The organism is Streptomyces sp. NPDC000345, assembly GCF_042898825.1.
GTDB lineage: Bacteria > Actinomycetota > Actinomycetes > Streptomycetales > Streptomycetaceae > Streptomyces.
Genome location: NZ_JBIAZE010000005.1, coordinates 424,937 through 443,081, shown reverse-complemented (window position 1 = coordinate 443,081; position 18,145 = coordinate 424,937). Strand labels below are relative to the sequence as shown.

General features: G+C 71.7%; 15 protein-coding genes. 13 read left to right on the top strand and 2 right to left on the bottom strand.

Annotated features, from left to right (window positions below; genetic code table 11):
* The first annotated feature begins 37 nt into the window (after positions 1-37).
* Positions 38-508 (top strand): protein phosphatase, encoded by a 471-nt coding sequence (locus ACFY30_RS15020; protein WP_390845620.1) that lies wholly within the window; start codon positions 38-40, stop codon positions 506-508.
* Here ACFY30_RS15020 and ACFY30_RS15015 read toward each other — a convergent pair.
* Entirely contained in the window at positions 489-974 is a 486-nt protein-coding gene (locus ACFY30_RS15015) for a GNAT family N-acetyltransferase (protein WP_390845619.1), read from the bottom strand. The two genes, ACFY30_RS15020 and ACFY30_RS15015, sit on opposite strands and share 20 nt — an antisense overlap.
* A gap of 180 nt (positions 975-1,154) precedes the next feature.
* On the opposite strand from ACFY30_RS15015, the gene ACFY30_RS15010 reads away from it, so the two are divergent.
* The 12 genes from ACFY30_RS15010 to ACFY30_RS14955 all read left to right on the top strand — a co-directional run bounded on the left by ACFY30_RS15010 (position 1,155) and on the right by ACFY30_RS14955 (position 17,702).
* Complete coding sequence (locus tag ACFY30_RS15010; RefSeq protein ID WP_390845618.1) at positions 1,155-1,928, top strand: SCO2525 family SAM-dependent methyltransferase; 774 nt, start codon at positions 1,155-1,157, stop codon at positions 1,926-1,928.
* 49 nt (positions 1,929-1,977) lie between these two features.
* Positions 1,978-3,840 carry an SCO2524 family protein gene (locus ACFY30_RS15005; protein WP_390845617.1) on the top strand — a complete coding sequence of 621 codons (1,863 nt, stop codon included), beginning with the start codon at positions 1,978-1,980 and terminating at the stop codon, positions 3,838-3,840.
* Positions 3,841-3,843: 3 nt separating this feature from the next.
* Entirely contained in the window at positions 3,844-4,764 is a 921-nt protein-coding gene (locus tag ACFY30_RS15000; protein ID WP_390845616.1) for an SCO2523 family variant P-loop protein, read from the top strand.
* Positions 4,761-5,747 (top strand): SCO2522 family protein, encoded by a 987-nt coding sequence (locus ACFY30_RS14995; RefSeq protein WP_390821441.1) that lies wholly within the window; start codon positions 4,761-4,763, stop codon positions 5,745-5,747. The genes ACFY30_RS15000 and ACFY30_RS14995 overlap by 4 nt, the downstream gene beginning before the upstream one ends.
* Before the next feature lies 1 nt (position 5,748).
* A complete protein-coding gene (locus tag ACFY30_RS14990) occupies positions 5,749-6,714 on the top strand; it encodes an SCO2521 family protein (protein ID WP_390845615.1) in 966 nt (321 codons plus the stop codon).
* Positions 6,715-6,779: 65 nt separating this feature from the next.
* Positions 6,780-7,712 carry a hypothetical protein gene (locus ACFY30_RS14985; RefSeq protein WP_390655401.1) on the top strand — a complete coding sequence of 311 codons (933 nt, stop codon included), beginning with the start codon at positions 6,780-6,782 and terminating at the stop codon, positions 7,710-7,712.
* Between the two features lie 103 nt (positions 7,713-7,815).
* Positions 7,816-8,562: a DNA repair protein RecO gene (recO, locus tag ACFY30_RS14980; RefSeq protein WP_390655402.1), complete on the top strand. Its 747-nt coding sequence runs from the start codon at positions 7,816-7,818 to the stop codon at positions 8,560-8,562.
* Between the two features lie 24 nt (positions 8,563-8,586).
* Positions 8,587-9,438 carry an isoprenyl transferase gene (locus tag ACFY30_RS14975; RefSeq protein WP_390845614.1) on the top strand — a complete coding sequence of 284 codons (852 nt, stop codon included), beginning with the start codon at positions 8,587-8,589 and terminating at the stop codon, positions 9,436-9,438.
* A gap of 137 nt (positions 9,439-9,575) precedes the next feature.
* Positions 9,576-10,751: a hypothetical protein gene (locus tag ACFY30_RS14970; protein ID WP_390845613.1), complete on the top strand. Its 1,176-nt coding sequence runs from the start codon at positions 9,576-9,578 to the stop codon at positions 10,749-10,751.
* Positions 10,739-13,129, top strand: coding sequence for a hypothetical protein (locus ACFY30_RS14965; protein ID WP_390845612.1), 2,391 nt, complete (start codon positions 10,739-10,741; stop codon positions 13,127-13,129). The genes ACFY30_RS14970 and ACFY30_RS14965 overlap by 13 nt, the downstream gene beginning before the upstream one ends.
* Positions 13,130-13,143: 14 nt before the next feature.
* A complete protein-coding gene (locus ACFY30_RS14960; protein ID WP_390845611.1) occupies positions 13,144-14,121 on the top strand; it encodes an AAA family ATPase in 978 nt (325 codons plus the stop codon).
* 2 nt (positions 14,122-14,123) lie between these two features.
* Positions 14,124-17,702 carry an SAV_2336 N-terminal domain-related protein gene (locus ACFY30_RS14955; protein ID WP_390845610.1) on the top strand — a complete coding sequence of 1,193 codons (3,579 nt, stop codon included), beginning with the start codon at positions 14,124-14,126 and terminating at the stop codon, positions 17,700-17,702.
* On the opposite strand, the gene ACFY30_RS14950 is transcribed toward ACFY30_RS14955, so the two are convergent.
* On the bottom strand, positions 17,699-18,115 hold the full coding sequence (locus tag ACFY30_RS14950) for a Fur family transcriptional regulator (RefSeq protein ID WP_390845609.1): 417 nt from the start codon (positions 18,113-18,115) through the stop codon (positions 17,699-17,701). The genes ACFY30_RS14955 and ACFY30_RS14950 overlap by 4 nt on opposite strands.
* Between the last annotated feature and the right edge of the window lie 30 nt (positions 18,116-18,145).

The following is an 18,145-nucleotide window of genomic DNA, read 5'->3' as shown; positions in this document are numbered from 1 at the left end:
GGTTGCCCCGGCCCGCCGGCCGGGTTCGAATGAGGGCGTGGAGAACACGACGGGGACGGAGCGCGGTGGCGGGGCCTGGCGGGCGGGGGAGCCCGGAGTGCTGGTGCTGCCGTCGGGGCGGTCGGTGCGGGGGCGCGGGCTGCGGCGGCCGCTCGACCCGGCGGCGCCCGCACCGGCGTACGGGCTCTATCTGCTGGGCAAGCCGCCCCCCGGGGTGCCCTGGGAGGCGCGCTGGGTGCGCTGGCCCGACTTCCGGCTCCCGGCGGACCGCGCCGACGCCCGCACGGCCCTCGCCGAGGCGTGGCGCAGGGCGGCGGACGAGCGGGTGGAGGTGGCCTGCGGCGGCGGGCGGGGGCGTACCGGGACCGCGCTGGCGTGCCTGGCGGTACTGGACGGCGTACCGGCCGGGGAGGCGGTGGAGTTCGTGCGCCGGAACTACGACCGGCACGCCGTGGAGACGCCGTGGCAGCGGCGCTACGTCCGCAGCTTCACAGGGCCAGGGTCATGAGGAGGCGGTCTTCGCCGGGACCGAAGTAGTCCGGGCAGGGGCCGTCGGGATCGGGTACGAAGCCCAGGTCCTCGTAGAGCGTGATGGCCGGGGTGTTGCGGGGCTCGACGGAGAGCCGGACGGTGCGCGCGCCCTCGGCCCGCAGCTTCATCAGCGTCTCGACCATCAGCTTCCGGCCCAGCCCGTGTCCGCGCAGGTCGGGGACGATGCCGAGGCTGAGGACCCAGCTCTCCGCGGCGCGCGGCGGGGTCGAGAACACATAGCCGCGCAGGTCCTCGTCGTCCTCCACGAGGAGCAGGAAGTCCGGGAACGCCGTGAGGAGTTGGCGCACCACGAAGAACGGGTAGGGGTCGGTCGGGAAGGCCTGCTCGTCGAGGCGGACGATATGGGGCAGATCCGCGTCGGTGGCCGTTCTGATCCGTAAGTTCCTTTCCCCGGGTCCCTGGTCCCCGGGTCCCTGGCTCACTGTCGAACCGGCGGTCGACCGGAAATGATCTCCGGGAAGTGGAGTCATGCCGTCCCCTTGTGAATGTCGATAAATCGAATGGGGGCCTTGTGTGATTTCCGTACCTGATCTCCATCATTGCCAGGTCCATCCACAGCTTCAAGACCCCCGCGCACTGGTAGACTTACGGTAAGGTGAACCATGACTTCTGGAACCACCGCCGCCCGAAAACTGAATGCCGACGTACGCTGGGACGACTTCGACCCGGAGGCGTACATCGGGCGTAACTACATCCGGATGCAGGCGGTGGACAAGGAGATCATTTCCCGGGTCCGGGACCACTTCAGTGATCATTTCCGGGGTCATGGCCGCGTTCCTTCCGGTATTGACGTCGGCGCCGGTCCCAACCTCTATCCCGCCCTCACCATGCTTCCCTGGTGCGACCGGATCACGCTCCTCGAGTGGTCCGCCCGCAATCTGGAGTACCTTCGCGGCCAGTGCGCCGACTACGCCCAGAACTGGGACCAGTTCTGGGATGTCCTGTGCGAGGACAAGGCATATGCCGAGCTGGACGTCACACCCAGGGTCCGCTTCAAGGAGGCCGTGCAGCAGCCCGAGCGGGGCAGTCTCTTCGACCTCTGCGCGGACAGCCGCCGCTGGGATCTCGGCACGATGTTCTTCGTGGCCGAATCCATCACGACGTCACTCGACGAGTTCCGGCGCGGGGTCGGCTGTTTCATGAGCGTCCTCAATCCCGGCGCGCCCTTCGCCGCCGCCTTCATGAAGCATTCCACGGGATACCGGGTCGGCGATGTGGATTTCCCCGCCACCCGTGAGATCGACGAGGTGAAGGCCGAAGCGGCCCTCGGTGATTTCGCCGAGAACATGAAGATGTACCGGATGGAAGACCCGGACCATTACGTGCGCGACGGATACGCCGGAATGATCCTGGTCTGCGGCCGACGGAAAGAATGACTCCGTCAATCGTCATCCGTAGGGACCGGCCTGTGCGAGGGGAATGGGCATGCAGATCAAGCCGAGACAGAATCTGCTCGAAGTGTGGCAGGCCATCGCCCGCCATTCCTGGGGCGACGGGGAATGGGACTGGGGTGAATGGGGCGGCCGCAGCAGCGTCGCCGACGCCGAGCGGCTGCTCTGCCTTCTCTACCCCGCCACCGAGATCGAGCCGTTCCGTCTGGACGACCCCGACACCACTCAGCTCGACGTGGAAAGGGCCCTGCGGAACGCGGGTGACTCCAGCGAGATTCCCGCGAACCTCGTGGAGATCCTCGGCGACTTCATGGACAAGCACCGCGGCGAGGAGGGCCCCACCTTCGCGGGCGGCTACTACTTCGCGGCGGAGGACCCCGAGCAGGAGCTCTCCAAGGAACAGCGCGAGGTCGGCGTCGTCGACTCGTACTCCATGTCGATCACCCTGTGCCTGGCCACCCTCGGCTTCCTCAAGGTGTACCGGGGCAAGACCCGCCGGGCCTCCACCCTCGCCCGGATCGACCAGCTCAGGGACGAGACCAGCGCCCGGCTGACCGCCGCCATGGTCAGCCTGCTGCGCTCCTTCACCGTCAACGTCGTCGACATCTCCTCCGAACAGGGACAGGCGCTCTCCCGCCTCCTCGGCCGCGGCCGGCTCTCCGACCGGCAGGTCCTGGCACGCTTCCAGGAGCGCTTCAAGTCGCTGCGCGCCCTCATCACCGAGAGCGTCACCCTCGGCCTCGACACCGACGTCACCGACGAACTGCGCAACGAGAACCGCCTCTTCGAGTGCGGCTGGGCCTGGAGCCTGGTGAAGGGCGCACCCGAGATCGAGGTGGAGCCGAAGACCGCCCAGGACATCGGCAAACAGCCCGAGGGCGTCGCCCGCGCCGTGCCCTACCTGTACTTCACCGTCGTCGCCCTCGACGGCATCCCCGACCTGTCCTCCGAGCGCACCCTCGTCCTCGGCCTGCTCACCGCCGAACAGCAGAAGCTGGCCGACGCGCTGCGGCTGCGCTGGGAGATCACCCAGCAGTACTGGTCCGCCATCGCCCGCTTCGACGACGCCACCTGGCCGCTGGAGGAGATCCCCTGGCGCACCACGCTCCAGCAGCTGGAGTCGGAGTACTTCTCCCTCTCCGTCGCCTCCATCCTCGTCCACGACCTGGTCCGCCGGCGCGCCACGGACGACGACCTCACCCGCACCGTCGCGGTGATGGAACGTCTCGCCGACCGCGGCCGCATCACCAGCCGTCCCACCCGTCAGGACCCGGCGGTCGGCCTGCACAACCCCGGCGTCAGCCTGCCCCTGCTGGGCAGCGAGAAGCTGGGCCCGGCCATGAAGTGGACGATGGGCGACTTCGCCGCCCAGTTGCTCAAGCGGACCGTCCAACTGTGCGCGCTGTCGAGGAACATCGCCTCGCAGGACCGGCTGCTGCGGCTCGCCGAGGACATCCTCGACCACCTCTGGTCCCGCCGGATCACCGACGGCGAGGGCGTCGGCCTGTGGGACAACGTGCACGCCGTCTACCCGGAGTTCCCGGTCCGCGAAGGCCCGTTGTCCTGGAGCATCACCGAGCGCGTCACCGAGTGCATGGTCGCCGCGCACGGCCTCTACTCGCAGAACCCGATCCGCAGCCCCGAGATGTCCACGCTGGCCCAGGCGGCGCTCAGCGAGGCCGCCCACCTCTTCGGCAAGGAGCAGATGAACCAGCCCGCGCCCGCCCCGAGGAGCCCCCAGGGCGAACAGGTCAGGGCCATCGAGGCCGACCTGCGCCGGGCCCGCCAGCTGCTCGACCGGCAGCCCGGCACCGCCCACTCGCTGGCCCTCGGCGTCCTCGCCCGGCTCTACGAACTCGACCGCGCCCGGGGCGACTCCGGCTCCCAGGGGGTATGAGCCGTGCTCGTCTTCGCCGCCTCCGACAAGGGAGGCACCGGCCGCTCCGTGACCAGTGCCAACCTCGCCTACCAGCGCGCCCTCGAGGGGGACGACGTCTGCTACCTGGACTTCGACTTCGGATCCCCCACCGCGGCCGCCGTGTTCGACCTGCCCGACGTGCTGACCGAGGCCGAGGGGCGGGGCCTGCACTCGTATCTGCAGGGCAAGACCGGCAAACCGCTCCGGGTCGACGTCTGGGCCCGCACCGAACACCCCGACCTGAGCAGCCGGCCCGGCGGCTCCGGCCGGCTGGTCCTGCTGCCCGGTGACCGCACCGGCGGGGAATTCGTCACCGACGACGAGAACCTGCACCGCTGCGTCGATCTCGTCCTGAGCCTGAAACGCGAATTCGACGTCATCATCGTCGACCTGAGCGCCGGACGCAGTTATGCGATGGACCTCGCCCTCGTCGCCACCTCACCCCGCGGCGGGCTCGGACGGCTCAAAACGCGGTGGCTCGTCTATCACCGCTGGACCCGCCAGCATGTGATGGCCGCAGCCGAACTCGTGTACGGGAAACAGGGAATTGTGCAGGCCGGTACCGCCATGGGCCATCGGCCCGAAGCACTGGGCGGCTCGATCCGTTTCGTCCGGGCCGCCGTACCGGATCTGGAGTCGCCCCTGTGGTCGCAGGTGTCGCCCGCGCAGTACGCGTGGATGCGCAAGTGCGACAAGCAACTCGAGGAACTCGCCGCCGGCCGTGGCATCGGCAAGACCCGGGTGCTGACCTCCATTCCGCTGGAACCCGTCCTGCAATGGCAGGAACGCCTCATCACCGACGAGGACGTGCACGACCGCCGGATCGCCAACAACGCGACCTGGCAGGCCATGGGAGACCTCGCCCAGCGGGTCGCCGACGACAAGTTCTGGGGGGAGTTGTGAACCGGCCCGCGGCCGTCTTCCGGGAAACCAGCGCCGAGCCGCGCACGGAATCCGTTCCGTTCTCCCATCTCTCCCTGGAATTAGGCCACTTGTACATGGAGGACTTCGTCGAGGGGCCCTCCCGGCTGCGCCGGCACTTCGCCGCCGTACGCCCCTGGGTGGACGCCGCACGGACCGGTTTCGGCCCGCTGCCCGCCGGCCGGCGCCCCCGGATCAGCACCTGCTTCCTCATCGACGACTACTTCTCCCGGCTCTCCACCCCCGCCGAGCTGATACCGCCGCTCCTCGAGGCGGCCGCCGAGGCCGGACTCACCATCGACTACCTGGCCCGCGAGTCGGGATGCGCCGCGGCCGACCCCGCGCACCGGGACCGGGCCGAACTCGCCGAGTCCGTCCTGCACCGGCTGGTGGAGTCACCGCCGCCCGGCAGCAACGGCTTCCGCCCGCCCGTCAGCCGCACCGGCTGGCTCACCAACGGCCGCCGCGCCCCCGGTGTGCGGACCTCGGCCGCGCTGGACGCCACCGGCAGCGTCTGGCAGCCGCCCAGCGAGACCGGCGCCCGCGGCCACTCCGTCTTCATGGACGTCGAACTGTGGAACGGCCCCGAGGAGGACCGCACCTGGTCCTGCGCCTTCCTCGCCTCCGTCTGGCAGCTGGTCCGCCTCGGGCTGCTGCGCGACAACGGCCGCGCCGTGCTCACCCCCACCCCCTGGGACGACAAGGAGTTCCCGGCCGAGTGGGACGCCCTGCCGCCCGTACTGCGCCTCAACCCGCAGGCCGCGCCCTTCACCGCGTACGTCACCTGCAGCGTGCTCCCCGCCCGCTTCCTGCCCGTCGAGCACGCCGTACGCGTCATCCTCGACCAGGTCCAGGTCGAGGCGGAGGCGCTGGGCCAGGTCGCCGAGCGGTCGGCGGCGGAGGGCTTCGACGTGCCCACGGCGGTGGTGGACCGCACCTCCTACGTGTTCCCGCCGGGGCTGTGACATGAGCGGTCTGGGCACCACCTCGGGACCCGTCCTCGTCTGCGGCGAGGTGCGCACCTGCCTGCTGCCCACCCGGGACGCGGTGGACGAGCGCACCGCCGTACGACTGCTGCGGCTGCGCGCCGACGAACGCGTCCGGGTCTCCCGCCACCCCAACCGGCACGCCGTCTCCCCGGACGTCCTCACCGGCGTCGACTGCCGGCTGCCCACCGCCACGGGCGCCCGCTGCCGCGCGGTGGGCACCGTGACGGCCCGGGCGGCCCTCACCGAGGGACGGGTCCTGCAGTCCACGGCGTACTTCCGCGCCCCCGCCTCGGGCCCCGACCGGCGGCAGCCCTGGGGCTACTACCTGGTCCGGCCCGGCTGTCTGGTCCCGCTCGGCCGGCTGCCCGGCAAGTCCGTCACCGAAGGGTTCCTGACCGGCCACCAGCCGGGCGAACTGGACGTCGGATCCATCGCCGAGAGCCTGCTGGCGAAGATCTGCCAGCACCGGATCCTCGACTACGACACCCCGCTCACCACCGCCGACACCAGCCTGCGCTGGACGGCGGCCGCGGCCGGCGACGGCGAGGAGCCGTCCCTGCTGTTCACCAAGGCCGAGGACGGACTGCGGATCGTCGAACTGCGGGTGCCGCGCGGCACCGCGCCCGCGGCCGCGGCCGGGCTGTGCGAGGACCTCGCCCTGCACGACTGGCTGCTGACGACCGTCGCGGACAAGCTCGACGGACTGCGGGTCGGCTCCGAGGACGGCCGGGCCGCGCTGAAGGTGCTGCGCCCGCTCGTCGACCACCTGCTGCACCTGTGGATGCCGCGGGCCCGAGTCGACGGCGCCCTGCACACCGCCTGGGAGGAACTGGAGAAGAGCCCCGGCTACAGCAGACAGTGGAACGCGCTGGCGCAGCGCATCCGCGACCAGCTCGTCCTGTACCACCTCGGCGTCCGGCCGGATCCGCTGCCGGCGCCCTGACGCTCCGGGCCCGCGACGGCTCACCGTTTCGACGGCTCACGATCCCAACGGGGGGAGAAAGAGAGATGAATGCACGGCATGTGACCCTGAAGCTCCTGGTCACCGTAGTGGTGGGTGGCGTCGTCTACCTGCTGACCAATGTCATCGGACCGTCCGAGGAGGACGGCCCCTGGCAGCTCGTCCTGTCCGTCCTGTGCGGCGGCGTGGTGCTGCTCGCGCAGTTCATGGTGTCCTTCGTGAACCAGATGCACGCCATGAACGACTCCGTGGACAAGCGGTTCGCGGACATCGGCCGGGCGACCAAGCTCTTCAACGAGGTGGAGAAGCTGCGCGACGACGGGGTGCCCCGGCTCGCCGAGAACGCCACCAAGGTGGTCTCCACCGGGCCCAGGATCCTGCACGACTTCGCGAACGAGGAGATCAACCGGCTCGCCGGGGTGATGGAGGACCTGACCAGCTTCAGCGCCGAGACACCCGGCGAGAACCACGACTGGCTCATGACGCTGACCAAGTGCGCCCGCACCAGCATCGACGCCATCAGCACCAGCGTCGTCGACGACGGCTTCTGGTCCACCGAGCCCGCGAACCGCTATCTGACCGCCCAGCACGAGGCGATCGTCGAGCGGGGCGTCACGGTCCGGCGCCTGTTCATCGTCAAGGAACGCGGTGAGCGCGCCGCGCTGGCCCCGATCTGCGAGGAGCAGCGGGATCTGCGCATCCAGGTGCGCGTGGTGGCCCTGGACCAGCTCCCCGCCCACCACCGCCGCGGCAACATGATCGACTTCATCGTCTTCGACGAGGCGCTGTCGTACGAGATCCACCCCGACCAGCTGGGGCTGAACTCGCGCACCGCCGTGAACGCCCGCCGTGAACTGGTCCAGCCCCTGCTGCGCCGGTTCAACCTGCTGTGGGAGGCGGCCGACCCGGACAACCTCCTGAACGGCGTGCCCGGCAGCGTGCGGGTACGGACCCCGGGACCCGACCCGGAGGGCGTCTGACCGCCGGGCCGCAGCCGGTGGGACCGCGGTCCCACCGGCTCCGGCCCGGGGATCTCGCGGGAGGCCGGGACACGGCCCCCGCCCCGTAGGCGAGAATGGGCCCATGAGCCTGTTCCGCGACGACGGCATCGTGCTGCGCACCCAGAAGCTGGGTGAGGCGGACCGCATCATCACGCTGCTGACCCGCGGGCACGGGCGGGTGCGGGCGGTCGCCCGGGGAGTCCGGCGCACCAAGTCGAAGTTCGGGGCGCGGCTCGAACCCTTCTCCCATGTCGACGTGCAGTTCTTCGCGCGGGGCAGCGAGCTGGTCGGGCGCGGGCTGCCGCTGTGCACGCAGAGCGAGACCATCGCGCCGTACGGCGGCGGGATCGTGACCGACTACGCGCGCTACACCGCCGGGACGGCCATGCTGGAGACCGCCGAGCGGTTCACCGACCACGAGGGCGAACCGGCCGTCCAGCAGTACCTGCTGCTGGTCGGGGCCCTGCGGACGCTGGCCCGGGGCGAACACGCCCCGCACCTCGTCCTGGACGCGTTTCTGCTGCGCTCCCTCGCCGTCAACGGCTACGCGCCCAGCTTCGACGCCTGCGCGAAGTGCGGAATGCCCGGTCCGAACAGGTTCTTCTCGGTCGCCTCCGGCGGCAGCGTCTGCGCCGACTGCCGGGTGCCCGGCAGCGTCGTACCCTCGCCGCAGACCCTGGTCCTGCTGGGCGCGCTGCTCACGGGAGACTGGGAGACCGCGGACGCGTGCGAGCCGCGGCACGTCCGGGAGGGGAGCGGACTGGTCTCCGCCTACCTGCACTGGCACCTGGAGCGCGGCCTGCGCTCCCTGCGGTACGTAGAGAAATAAGCGGCAAGAGGAGAGAAGAGACACATGGTCGTACGCGGGTTCCTGGGGCGGCAGCGTCGGGAGTACAGGGCACCGGAGCCGCACCCGTCCGGCGCCCGCGCGCCGAAGCTCCCCGGTGAGCTGGTCCCCGAGCACGTGGCGATCGTCATGGACGGCAACGGCCGCTGGGCCAAGGAGCGCGGACTGCCCCGCACCGAGGGCCACAAGGTCGGCGCCGAGCGTGTCCTCGACGTCCTCCAGGGCGGGGTCGAGATCGGCGTGAAGAACATCTCGCTGTACGCCTTCTCCACCGAGAACTGGAAGCGCTCACCCGACGAGGTCCGCTTCCTGATGAACTTCAACCGCGACTTCATCCGCAAGACCCGCGACCAGCTCGACGAGCTCGGCATCCGGGTGCGCTGGGTGGGCCGGATGCCCAAGCTGTGGAAGTCGGTCGCCAAGGAGCTCCAGATCGCCCAGGAGCAGACCAAGGACAACGACCGTCTCACCCTGTACTTCTGCATGAACTACGGCGGCCGCGCCGAGATCGCCGACGCGGCGCAGGCCCTGGCGGAGGACGTGAAGGCGGGGCGCCTCGACCCCTCCAAGGTCACCGAGAAGACCCTGCAGAAGTACATGTACTACCCGGACATGCCGGACGTGGACCTGTTCCTGCGGCCGAGCGGCGAGCAGCGCACCTCCAACTACCTGATCTGGCAGAGCGCGTACGCCGAGATGGTCTTCCAGGACGTTCTGTGGCCGGACTTCGACCGCCGCGACCTGTGGCGCGCCTGCGTCGAGTTCGCCTCCCGCGACCGCCGCTTCGGCGGCGCGATCCCGAACGAGGAACTGCTGGCGATGGAGGGCCGGCCCGCGGACCAGCAGACCGCTCCGTAGCTCCCGCACGTCCACCGGGGGCGCGGAACAAGGGCCCGTTTCCCCCGGATCACCTCCCCGGGCCGGGCAGCCGCACTAGCATCGAGCCGGGGCCGGGCGCGGAAGCCCGGCCGCATGCGTCCACGGGGTGGGGGGACATGCAGCGCTCGGTGGTGTTCGTGCACGGCACCGGTGTACGGGAAGAGTCCTACGGCGAGACGCTCGAGACCGTGCGGTCGGCGCTGGCGGGGCTGCGTCCCGGGATGCGGACGCGGGGCTGTTTCTGGGGGCGTGAGGCCGGAGCGGGGCTCGCCGTCGACGGTGCGAGCATCCCCGGTTACACCGCATCCGGCGGGGGCCGTGAGGAGGACGCGGACGTGGCCGTCTGGGGGGTGCTCTACCGCGACCCCGGCTACGAACTGCGCCTTCTGGGTCTCCGCCCGGCCTTTCCCTCGGCGATGGGACGGGGGCAGAGCCCGGCCCTGAAGCTGCTCGAAGAGCTTTCCGCCTACACCCCGTCGCCCCGGGTCAGGGACGCCTTCGCGGAACACGGGCTGGGCGACGCCCTCGACCGCGCCGTGCGCGCGGTCGCCGGGTCGCCGGAGCTACGGGACGCGGCGGCCACGGCCGACGAAGGCGGCTACGAGCACCGGCACGCGTTCGCGCGGGCCGTCGTCGCCGCGGCGCTGGCGGACGCGGCGGACCGGGGAGCCGACTCCCTCGACGGCCTCCGGCGGGACGCCCTGCTGACCGTGCTCGGCTCCGACCTGCACACCCAGGGCCGCAGTCTGGCGGGATCGGTGGCCAAGGCCGCCGCCACCCCCGCGCTGCGCGCCCTCACGTGGCAGGCCCGTCGGCGGCGCGGCAGGTACAGCGACGACCTCCTCGTGCCCGCGGTCGGTGACATCCTGCGTTACCAGGCCCGCGGCCACACCCTGCGCCGGCTGATCAAGCGCACCGTCGAGCACGCCCCCGGCGACGCCGTCACCGTCATCGCCCACAGCCTCGGCGGCGTGGCCTGCGTCGACCTCATGGTGGCGGAGGAGATCGAGCGGGTCGACCAGCTGATCACCGTCGGCTCCCAGGCGCCGTTCTTCTACGAGGCGGGCGCGCTGGTCTCCCTCGAACACCCCCAGCAGCCCCCCGCGCACTTCCCGCGACGCTGGCTCAACCTCTACGACCGACGCGACCTGCTGTCCTTCCGCGCGGCCGCGGTCTTCCCCGCCGTCGCCACCGACCACGAGGTCGACAACCGCCAGCCGTTCCCCTTCGCGCACAGCGCCTACTGGTCCAACCGCGAGGTCTGGGACGCCGTCGGCACATGGCTGGGCTGAACCCCGTCGACGACCCGGCACGCGTCCACGCCGTGGTCGTCGGCATCGAACGGTATCCCCGGCACCCGGACTGGGACCTGTCCGGCGCCGTGGGGGACGCCCTGCGGTTCGCCCAGTGGCTGCGCGGGGGCGGTGTGCCCGACGCCAACGTCCGGCTGCTGCTGGCCCCCGGAGAGGACAGCCGCCGGCTGCTCAGGACGCAGGCCGCGCAGCCCGCGTTCGACTGGTGCGAGACCTGGTCACGGGACCAGCTCATGGACGCCTTCACCGACGGTCTCGACGGGCGCGACGGCGACCTCCTGTACGTGTACTGGGGCAGCCACGGGGTCCTGGGGCACGGCGACCGGCGCCTGCTGCTGTGTCCCGACGCATCCCCGAGGGACAAGCGCTGCCTCGACACGGCCCATCTGCTCGAACACCTCCAGCGTGCCGACCTGCGGGGCTTCGGACAGCAGGTGCTTTTCTTCGACACCTGCGCGACCTTCCTGGAACACCACCATCAGCCGAACGGCCCGGCGGTCGCCGAGTTCCCCACGGCCCCCCGGCGCTCCGTCGATCAGTTCCTGCTGTACGCGGCCGCGGCGGGCCAGGTCGCGGAGAACGACGCGGCGGCGCGCAGCGGAGCCTTCTCCCGCGCCGTACTCGACTGGCTGGAGACGCACGCGGCCGGCCCGCGACCGGACCTGGACGCGCTCGCAACCGACGTCAGGAGGTGGTTCGACGAGTGGAACGCCGTGGGCGGCCCCCGGCAGACGCCCGTCAGCCTCCGCATCCGCACCCTGGACGGTTCTGAGGAACGCCTGGTGCCGTCGGAGCCGCCCCCTCCGCGGACCCCGGCGGTCGGCCGGGACGAGGTCGCCCTCGCACTGCGCAACGCCCTCACCGACAGGGATCTGCGCGGGCGGTGCGTCGAACACCTCGCCTCCTCGTGTCCGGGCGCGGCGCTGGGACCGGCACCGTCCGACGAACGGATCGCGGAGGTGCTGCTCACCGTGGAGCGGGCCATGGCCGCAGTCGTGGAGATGGTGCACTCGCGCGACCGGGAGGCCGCGGACCGGCTCCTGGCACTGGGCCGTTCCCGGCAGGCGCCCGGTCTGCTGTCCCCGCTGGAGTACGCCGCCCTGCGCGAGATCCTCGGCCGGAACCCGGTTCCGCTCCCGACGGCTCATGTGCTCGCCGCGGTGCGTGCCGCTCTGCCGATGGAGAGGACGTGGCTGCCGCCGGCCGTCGAGGACGCCACCGGCCCGACCGTCGGCCAGCTCATGGCGTGCGTAAAGCACTTCGAGGAACACACCGGCGGCCAGAGTATGGCGCGTCCGGGCCGGCAGCTGGTGCCCGCGGTCGTCCGCTTCACCGAACTGCTCGCCGCACTCGCCCACGACATCCGCCGACCGCTGCACGACTGGGGAGAGCGGGTCGCCCGCAGGCTGGGCGTCGACCCCGGCGGCCTCGCCGAACGCCGCGGGGAGGCGATGATGTGGCCCGGTTCGCTCGGCGGGACCCCCAGGGTGGTGGCCCAACTGGACCCGGCATCACCGGGCGGCACCTCCGGGGGCGACGGCGCCGGCGAGGAGCACTTCATCTGCGTGATGTGGATCGACACGGGTGCGGGTGGCCTCGAACGGGCGACCGAGCAGAGCATGAAGCCTCTGACCCCGCGGGACGTGGTGCGCCGCATCGAGCGCACGGTGTCGCTGCTGCGCGCGCTCACCGAGGAGGAGCCGGTGGTCGAGATCGTGGTGCCGCCGGACGCCGTACACCTGCCCGTCGACTCCTGGGACGGATCCGACGACGACGATCCGCTGCCCCTCCTGCTCGGTGTGGGGCAGGCGACGGTCCTGCGCTGTGCGCCCCTGGCCTCCCGGGACGGCGAGGAACGGCGCCGGGCCGCGCTCGAGCGCCGCTGGTCGCGACGCCACAACGACATCGTGGTCTACCTCGACGACGAGCACCTCAAGGACAGAGCAGCGGTGTACGGGGCCCTCATGGCGTATGCCGAAGCGGCCCGTGTCGTGGTGCGGGCCGCCCCGCCGGGCCGGGACCGTCTAGTGCAGGCGGCGCTCCGGCTCGGCTACCCCGTCGTGCTGTGGGACCGGCAGGCCGCACAAGCGGTGCCGGAGGCTCATTTCGCCCCCCTGCGACCCGAGGGGGCCGTGGCGGATCTGCCCTGGCGGGTCCGTCATTACCGGGCGAAGGCCTGTGCGGACCCCGTGGCCCATCCCGCCCGCCCGGCGGTGCTGCTGGAGGCCGCCGACCGCCCTCCGCCGCCCGTGCTGTCCCTGGCCGAACCGTCCGGCCTCGGTGAGCCCGCCGGCGGCCCCCCTGACTCCGCCGGCTCCTCGGGCTCCACCGACGGCTTCGACGGCTCCGACTCCTGAGAAGTGGGTTTCCGATGACGCACCAGCCCGAGCCCGACGCCATGGGCGAATCCGCCGCCGAGACCGAGGACTGGCGGATCTTCCGAGGGGACGGACACCGGCGCGCCGTCCCGATTCCCCAGGCGCCGCCCTGGCGGCGCTTCGCCGCCCCGACGGCCGCCACCCCGCACTACGTGATCGGCCGTCAGGAGACGGACGTGGTCAACGCCGCCATCCACCTGCGCCGACCGCTGCTCGTCACCGGACACCCGGGAACCGGCAAGTCCTCACTCGCGGCCGCCATCGCGCACGAGCTGGACCTGGGACCCGTACTGCACTGGCCGGTCAACAGCCGCTCCACTCTCCAGGACGCGCTGTACCGCTACGACGCCATCGGGCGCCTTCAGGAGAGCAATCTCCACCGCGCTCCCCAGGAAGCCCAGCCCGACATCGGCTCGTTCCTCCGGCTGGGCCCGGTCGGCACGGCGCTCGTCGCCACCGGCCGCCCCCGCGTCCTGCTCGTCGACGAACTCGACAAGGGCGATGTGGACCTCCCGAACGACCTGCTGACCGTCTTCGAGGACGGCACCTTCGAGATCCCGGAGCTGTCCCGGCTCCCCGAGGACCAGGCGGACGTCCACGTCCTGACCGCCGACCCGCACCAGCGGGCGAAGGTGACGCGGGGCATGGTGCGGTGCGTCGAGTTCCCGCTGGTCGTCATCACCAGCAACGGCGAACGGGACTTCCCTCCGGCGTTCCGGCGGCGCTGCCTTCCGCTGCACCTCGGCGATCCGGACGAGGCCCGCCTGCGGGAGATCATCGCCGGTCATCTCGGACCCGGCGCCCTCGCCGACGCCGGCGACCTGGTGCAGGCCTTCCTCGCCAAGAGGGCCGTCGGGGAACTGGCCACGGACCAGCTCCTCAACGCCGTGTTCCTGCGCCACGGAGGTGCCCGGCTGGACGCCGAGGGCTTGCTGAAGACGGTGCTGCACCGGCTCAACGCGGACGGCTGAGCATGTTCGAGGAGCTGGGGAAGATCCTCGCGGACGCCGGGCTGCTGCACCTGCCTGTCGAGGAGGAAGACCTCGTCGACTTCCTCTGGCTGGCCCGCCGCGTCCCCAGCGGCCCGGCGGCTCCCCTCGCCGCCCATCTCCCCCGCGCCACGGCCCCGCAGCCCTCGCCTCCGGACCCCGTCCCCTCCTCCCGGACGACGGACGACGATGCTGTCTTCCCGGCGGCGGAGCGGCTCCCGGCAGCACTCTCCGCGCCCGCCCGGGAACCGGCCCGGCGCGTCGGAGTCGTCTCGCGCCCGGTCGGCCCCTCGGCCGCGGCCGAGGCCGTCCGGACCCCCGGCACCAGGGCGCTGGGACCGTCCCTGCCGCTCGGCCGAGCGCTGCGGCCCCTGAAACGACTCGTCGCGAACCACCGGAGGACCGAGTTCGACGAGGAGGCGACGGCCGAGCGGCAGGCCGACACCGGTGTCACGTACCCGGTCCTGCGTCCGGAACGGGAACGGTGGCTGCGGCTGGTCCTGATCATCGACAGCGGAGTGTCGATGCTGCTGTGGGAGCGTCATTGCGCCGAATTCCGGGCCCATTTGGAGCACAGCGGTGCCTTCCGCGAGGTGCAGACGTACCAGATCCGCTACGACACGGACGGCGCCGGCATCCGGCTCGGGCCCCCGTGGAGCACCGCTACGGCGACCAGGCCGGCCGACACCGTCGTGGACGGCTCCGGACGGACGATGGTCCTGGTGGTCACCGACGGAGCCGCGGCCGCCTGGAGCGACGGACGCCTGCGCCCCCTGCTCGAAGCCTGGGCCCGCCGCGGCCCCACCGCCGTGGTCCACACCCTGCCCCGCCGGCTGTGGGCGGGATCCGGCGTCGGGGCGGACACCTGGCGGGTCACGTCCCCCCGGCCCGGCGCGCCGAACACCGCATGGGCGGTGGCGGACCAGCTCTTCCCGCCGGAGGTCGCCCCACCACCGTCCGTCCCCGTCCCGGTGCTGGAACTCACCGCCGACAGCCTTGCCACCTGGACCGCGGTGAACACCGTCGTGGGACGTCCGGTCCCCGTGCCCCTGTGGACCGCCCCCCGGCCCCGGGCCGCCGGTGACGCACGGCCTGCGGTGCCGGTGACGGACTTCGCCCGCGCGGCCTCCCCCGAGGCGCTGCGGCTGGCCGCGCATCTCGCCGCGATGGCCCCCGTCACCGTGCCGGTCATGCGCCTCGTCCACACCTGCCTCGATCAGGGACAGGACCCCACACCGCTGGCGGAGGTGCTCCTCGGCGGACTGCTGCACGCCCTTCCACCCGTGCGGGACATCCCGTCCTCGGGGCGCCACCGGCTGTTCGACTTCACACCGCAGGTCAAGGACCTGCTGCTCGACGCCGTCCCCACCGCCGAACTGATCGACTGCGCACGCAGGGTCGGGGACCTCATCGAGTCCCTGGCCGGCCGCTCCTCGGACTTCCCGGCATGGCCGCTGGACCCGGACTCCGCGACGACCGCGGCACCGTTCGCGTATCTCGGTCCGGAGTTCCAGGCCCGGCTCGGACTCCGGGACGTGCCCGGCTACGACAGCACACCCGCCCCGTCGTCCTTCGGCGGATCGCTCCGGTTGCTGTTCGACTCGCTGGGCATCGACGGCTATGACTTCATGGCCGACGCCGATATGTCGCCCGCGGAACTCGACGGCTACTTCGAGGGGCGCGTCCTTCCTCCCTGGCACCTGGTCACCGAGCTGTGGAACACGCTCGCGACACGGTTCGGCGAGCAGACCCCCGAGGAGAAGGACCGCCTGCGCGCGGAGTACGCCGAGGCCGTACTGTCCAAGAGCACCGCCGAGGTCCGTGGCGCCTTCGACCGGGTGCGCCGGGCCGGACTGCCGCCGGGCGCGGGGCTGCTGCTTCCGCACTTGATCCACTTCGTCGATCCGCACTCCGGGGCCCTCCGGGGGGAGGGGACGTACCGGGACGAGAGGGAGGTCACCGAGGACCTGTGGCGATTCCTCCGAGCCCGCGGGATCGAGGTCGTACGGGAGCGGCGAGGACGGGCCGGGCGAAGTGACGGGCTGGTGTGGCTTGAGGACGGTCAGCGCTACGTGGTGAAGGTCAGCCATCGCGGATCCCCCTTCACTTGGCCGGGCATAGGGGGGACGCCGGACACGGACGGCTCTGTTCCCGTGGTCTTCGTCGTGGCCGTCGACGACGACGACAAGCCGGACGGACCGCTCCCGGTCGACGACTGCGTCGTCGTCGCGCGGGCCGACGGGCGGGCCGACAGCGTCGCGCCGGTCGTGTGGCTGCGCCTCCAGAACGGTGTGCCGGCCCTTCAGCAACGGGTGTGCGTCGCCGTCGACATCGTGGGCTTCTCGGACCTGCCCGAGTCGGCCCAGATGCGTCTGTGGGAGATCAAGGACACGATCCTCGTCGAAGCGGCGCGGGCGGCCGGGGTCGCCGCGGACGAGTTTCGCCTGGAGAGCCGCGGCGACGGCGCGGTCATGCTTCTGCCTCCCGGCGTGGACGAGTCCGCGACCCTGCCCGCGTTCCTCGACGGGCTGGGCGAGGCGCTGAGAAGGACTCGTGCGGCGGGGGATCCGATGCGCCTGCGCGTCGCCGTGCACCAGGGACCTGCCGTGGCGGATCCGTTCTCCACGGGAGAAACGGTGGTCCACACGGCCCGTCTTCTCGACTCGGCCGTGCTGCGAGCGGCGGTGGACGCCGACCGGGATGCGGACCTCGCCGTCGTCGTGTCCGATCCGCTCTGCCGGAAGGTGCCCGCCCTCCAGGAGCACTTCCAGCGTGTGCGTGTCGACCTCAAGAACTACCGGGCCTGGGCCTGGCTGCGGCCGGCCCTGCCCGAACGCCCTCGCCCGCCGGGTCTTCCCGACCGGTCCCGCTCCAACGCGGTCCTCGTCGGAGCCGGTGTGTACGACGAGTTGCCCGAGCTGCCGCAGGTGCTGAACGGACTGAGGGACCTCGCGGGTGTGCTGACGGATCCGTCGGACGGCGCCTTCGCCCGGGACCGCACGGCGGTCCTGGCGAACCCGGAGAGCACAGAGCAGGTCCTGGACGAGGTCCGCCGGTCCGCCGCGGCCGCTGAGGACACGCTGCTGGTGTACCTGGCGGGGCATGGCCTGTTCGACCCGGTCAACGGGGACCTGAGTCTGGCGGTCCGTGACACGAGGCCGCACTCGACCGTCATGGCGGTGCCGGTCGACCACGTCCGTGACGCGGTCCGCGACAGCCAGGCGCGCCACAAGATGATCATCCTGGACTGCTACTACGCCGGCGCCGCCCGGATCGACTCGCTGCCCGGGGTCCTCAACATCGAGCCGTTCCCGAACGACGTCCTGATGATGGCCGCCTCCGCCCAGGACACCCCCGCTCCGTCGGGCGGCGGGTACACGGCGTTCACCGGCGGACTCATCGACATTCTGAACAACGGCCTGCCCGACGGGCCGGAGGTCATCTCCCTGGACCTGCTGTTCAGGGAGGCGGACCGCCGGCTCGGTGCCCGTGGTCTCCGCCGGCCGACGCTCGGGGGCGACGCCGCGGGCGGTGTGGGCCTCGCCCGCAACCGCGCCCGCTAGGAAGCAGCCATGGCGCAGTCCGCGCAGGTGCCGAAGATCTCCACCGTGTGGGCCACGTTGACGTAGCCGTGTTCCGCGGCGATCGCCTCCGCCCACTTCTCCACCGCGGGGCCCTCCACCTCGACCGCCTTGCCGCAGGCGCGGCAGACGAGGTGGTGATGGTGGTCGCCGCTGGAGCAGCGGCGGTAGACGGACTCGCCGTCGGAGGTGCGCAGGACGTCGACCTCGCCGGCGTCGGCGAGGGACTGGAGGGTGCGGTAGACGGTGGTCAGGCCGACCGAGTCGCCCTTGTGCTTGAGCATGTCGTGCAGTTCCTGCGCGCTGCGGAACTCGTCGACCTCGTCCAGCGCCGCCGCCACGGCGGCGCGCTGCCGGGTGGCGCGGCCCTTCACGGGCGGTCCAGCGGTCGTCACCGTTGCCTCCTCACGTCTGCGGCTTGCCGG

Coding starts and splice junctions, on each gene's coding strand:
- ACFY30_RS15005 (WP_390845617.1), top strand. CDS start 1,978: ATGCAGATCAAGCCGAGACAGAATCTGCTCGAAGTGTGGCAGGCCATC.
- recO (WP_390655402.1), top strand. CDS start 7,816: ATGAGCCTGTTCCGCGACGACGGCATCGTGCTGCGCACCCAGAAGCTG.
- ACFY30_RS14960 (WP_390845611.1), top strand. CDS start 13,144: ATGACGCACCAGCCCGAGCCCGACGCCATGGGCGAATCCGCCGCCGAG.
- ACFY30_RS14990 (WP_390845615.1), top strand. CDS start 5,749: ATGAGCGGTCTGGGCACCACCTCGGGACCCGTCCTCGTCTGCGGCGAG.
- ACFY30_RS14970 (WP_390845613.1), top strand. CDS start 9,576: ATGCAGCGCTCGGTGGTGTTCGTGCACGGCACCGGTGTACGGGAAGAG.
- ACFY30_RS14955 (WP_390845610.1), top strand. CDS start 14,124: ATGTTCGAGGAGCTGGGGAAGATCCTCGCGGACGCCGGGCTGCTGCAC.
- ACFY30_RS14975 (WP_390845614.1), top strand. CDS start 8,587: ATGGTCGTACGCGGGTTCCTGGGGCGGCAGCGTCGGGAGTACAGGGCA.
- ACFY30_RS15010 (WP_390845618.1), top strand. CDS start 1,155: ATGACTTCTGGAACCACCGCCGCCCGAAAACTGAATGCCGACGTACGC.
- ACFY30_RS14965 (WP_390845612.1), top strand. CDS start 10,739: ATGGCTGGGCTGAACCCCGTCGACGACCCGGCACGCGTCCACGCCGTG.
- ACFY30_RS14985 (WP_390655401.1), top strand. CDS start 6,780: ATGAATGCACGGCATGTGACCCTGAAGCTCCTGGTCACCGTAGTGGTG.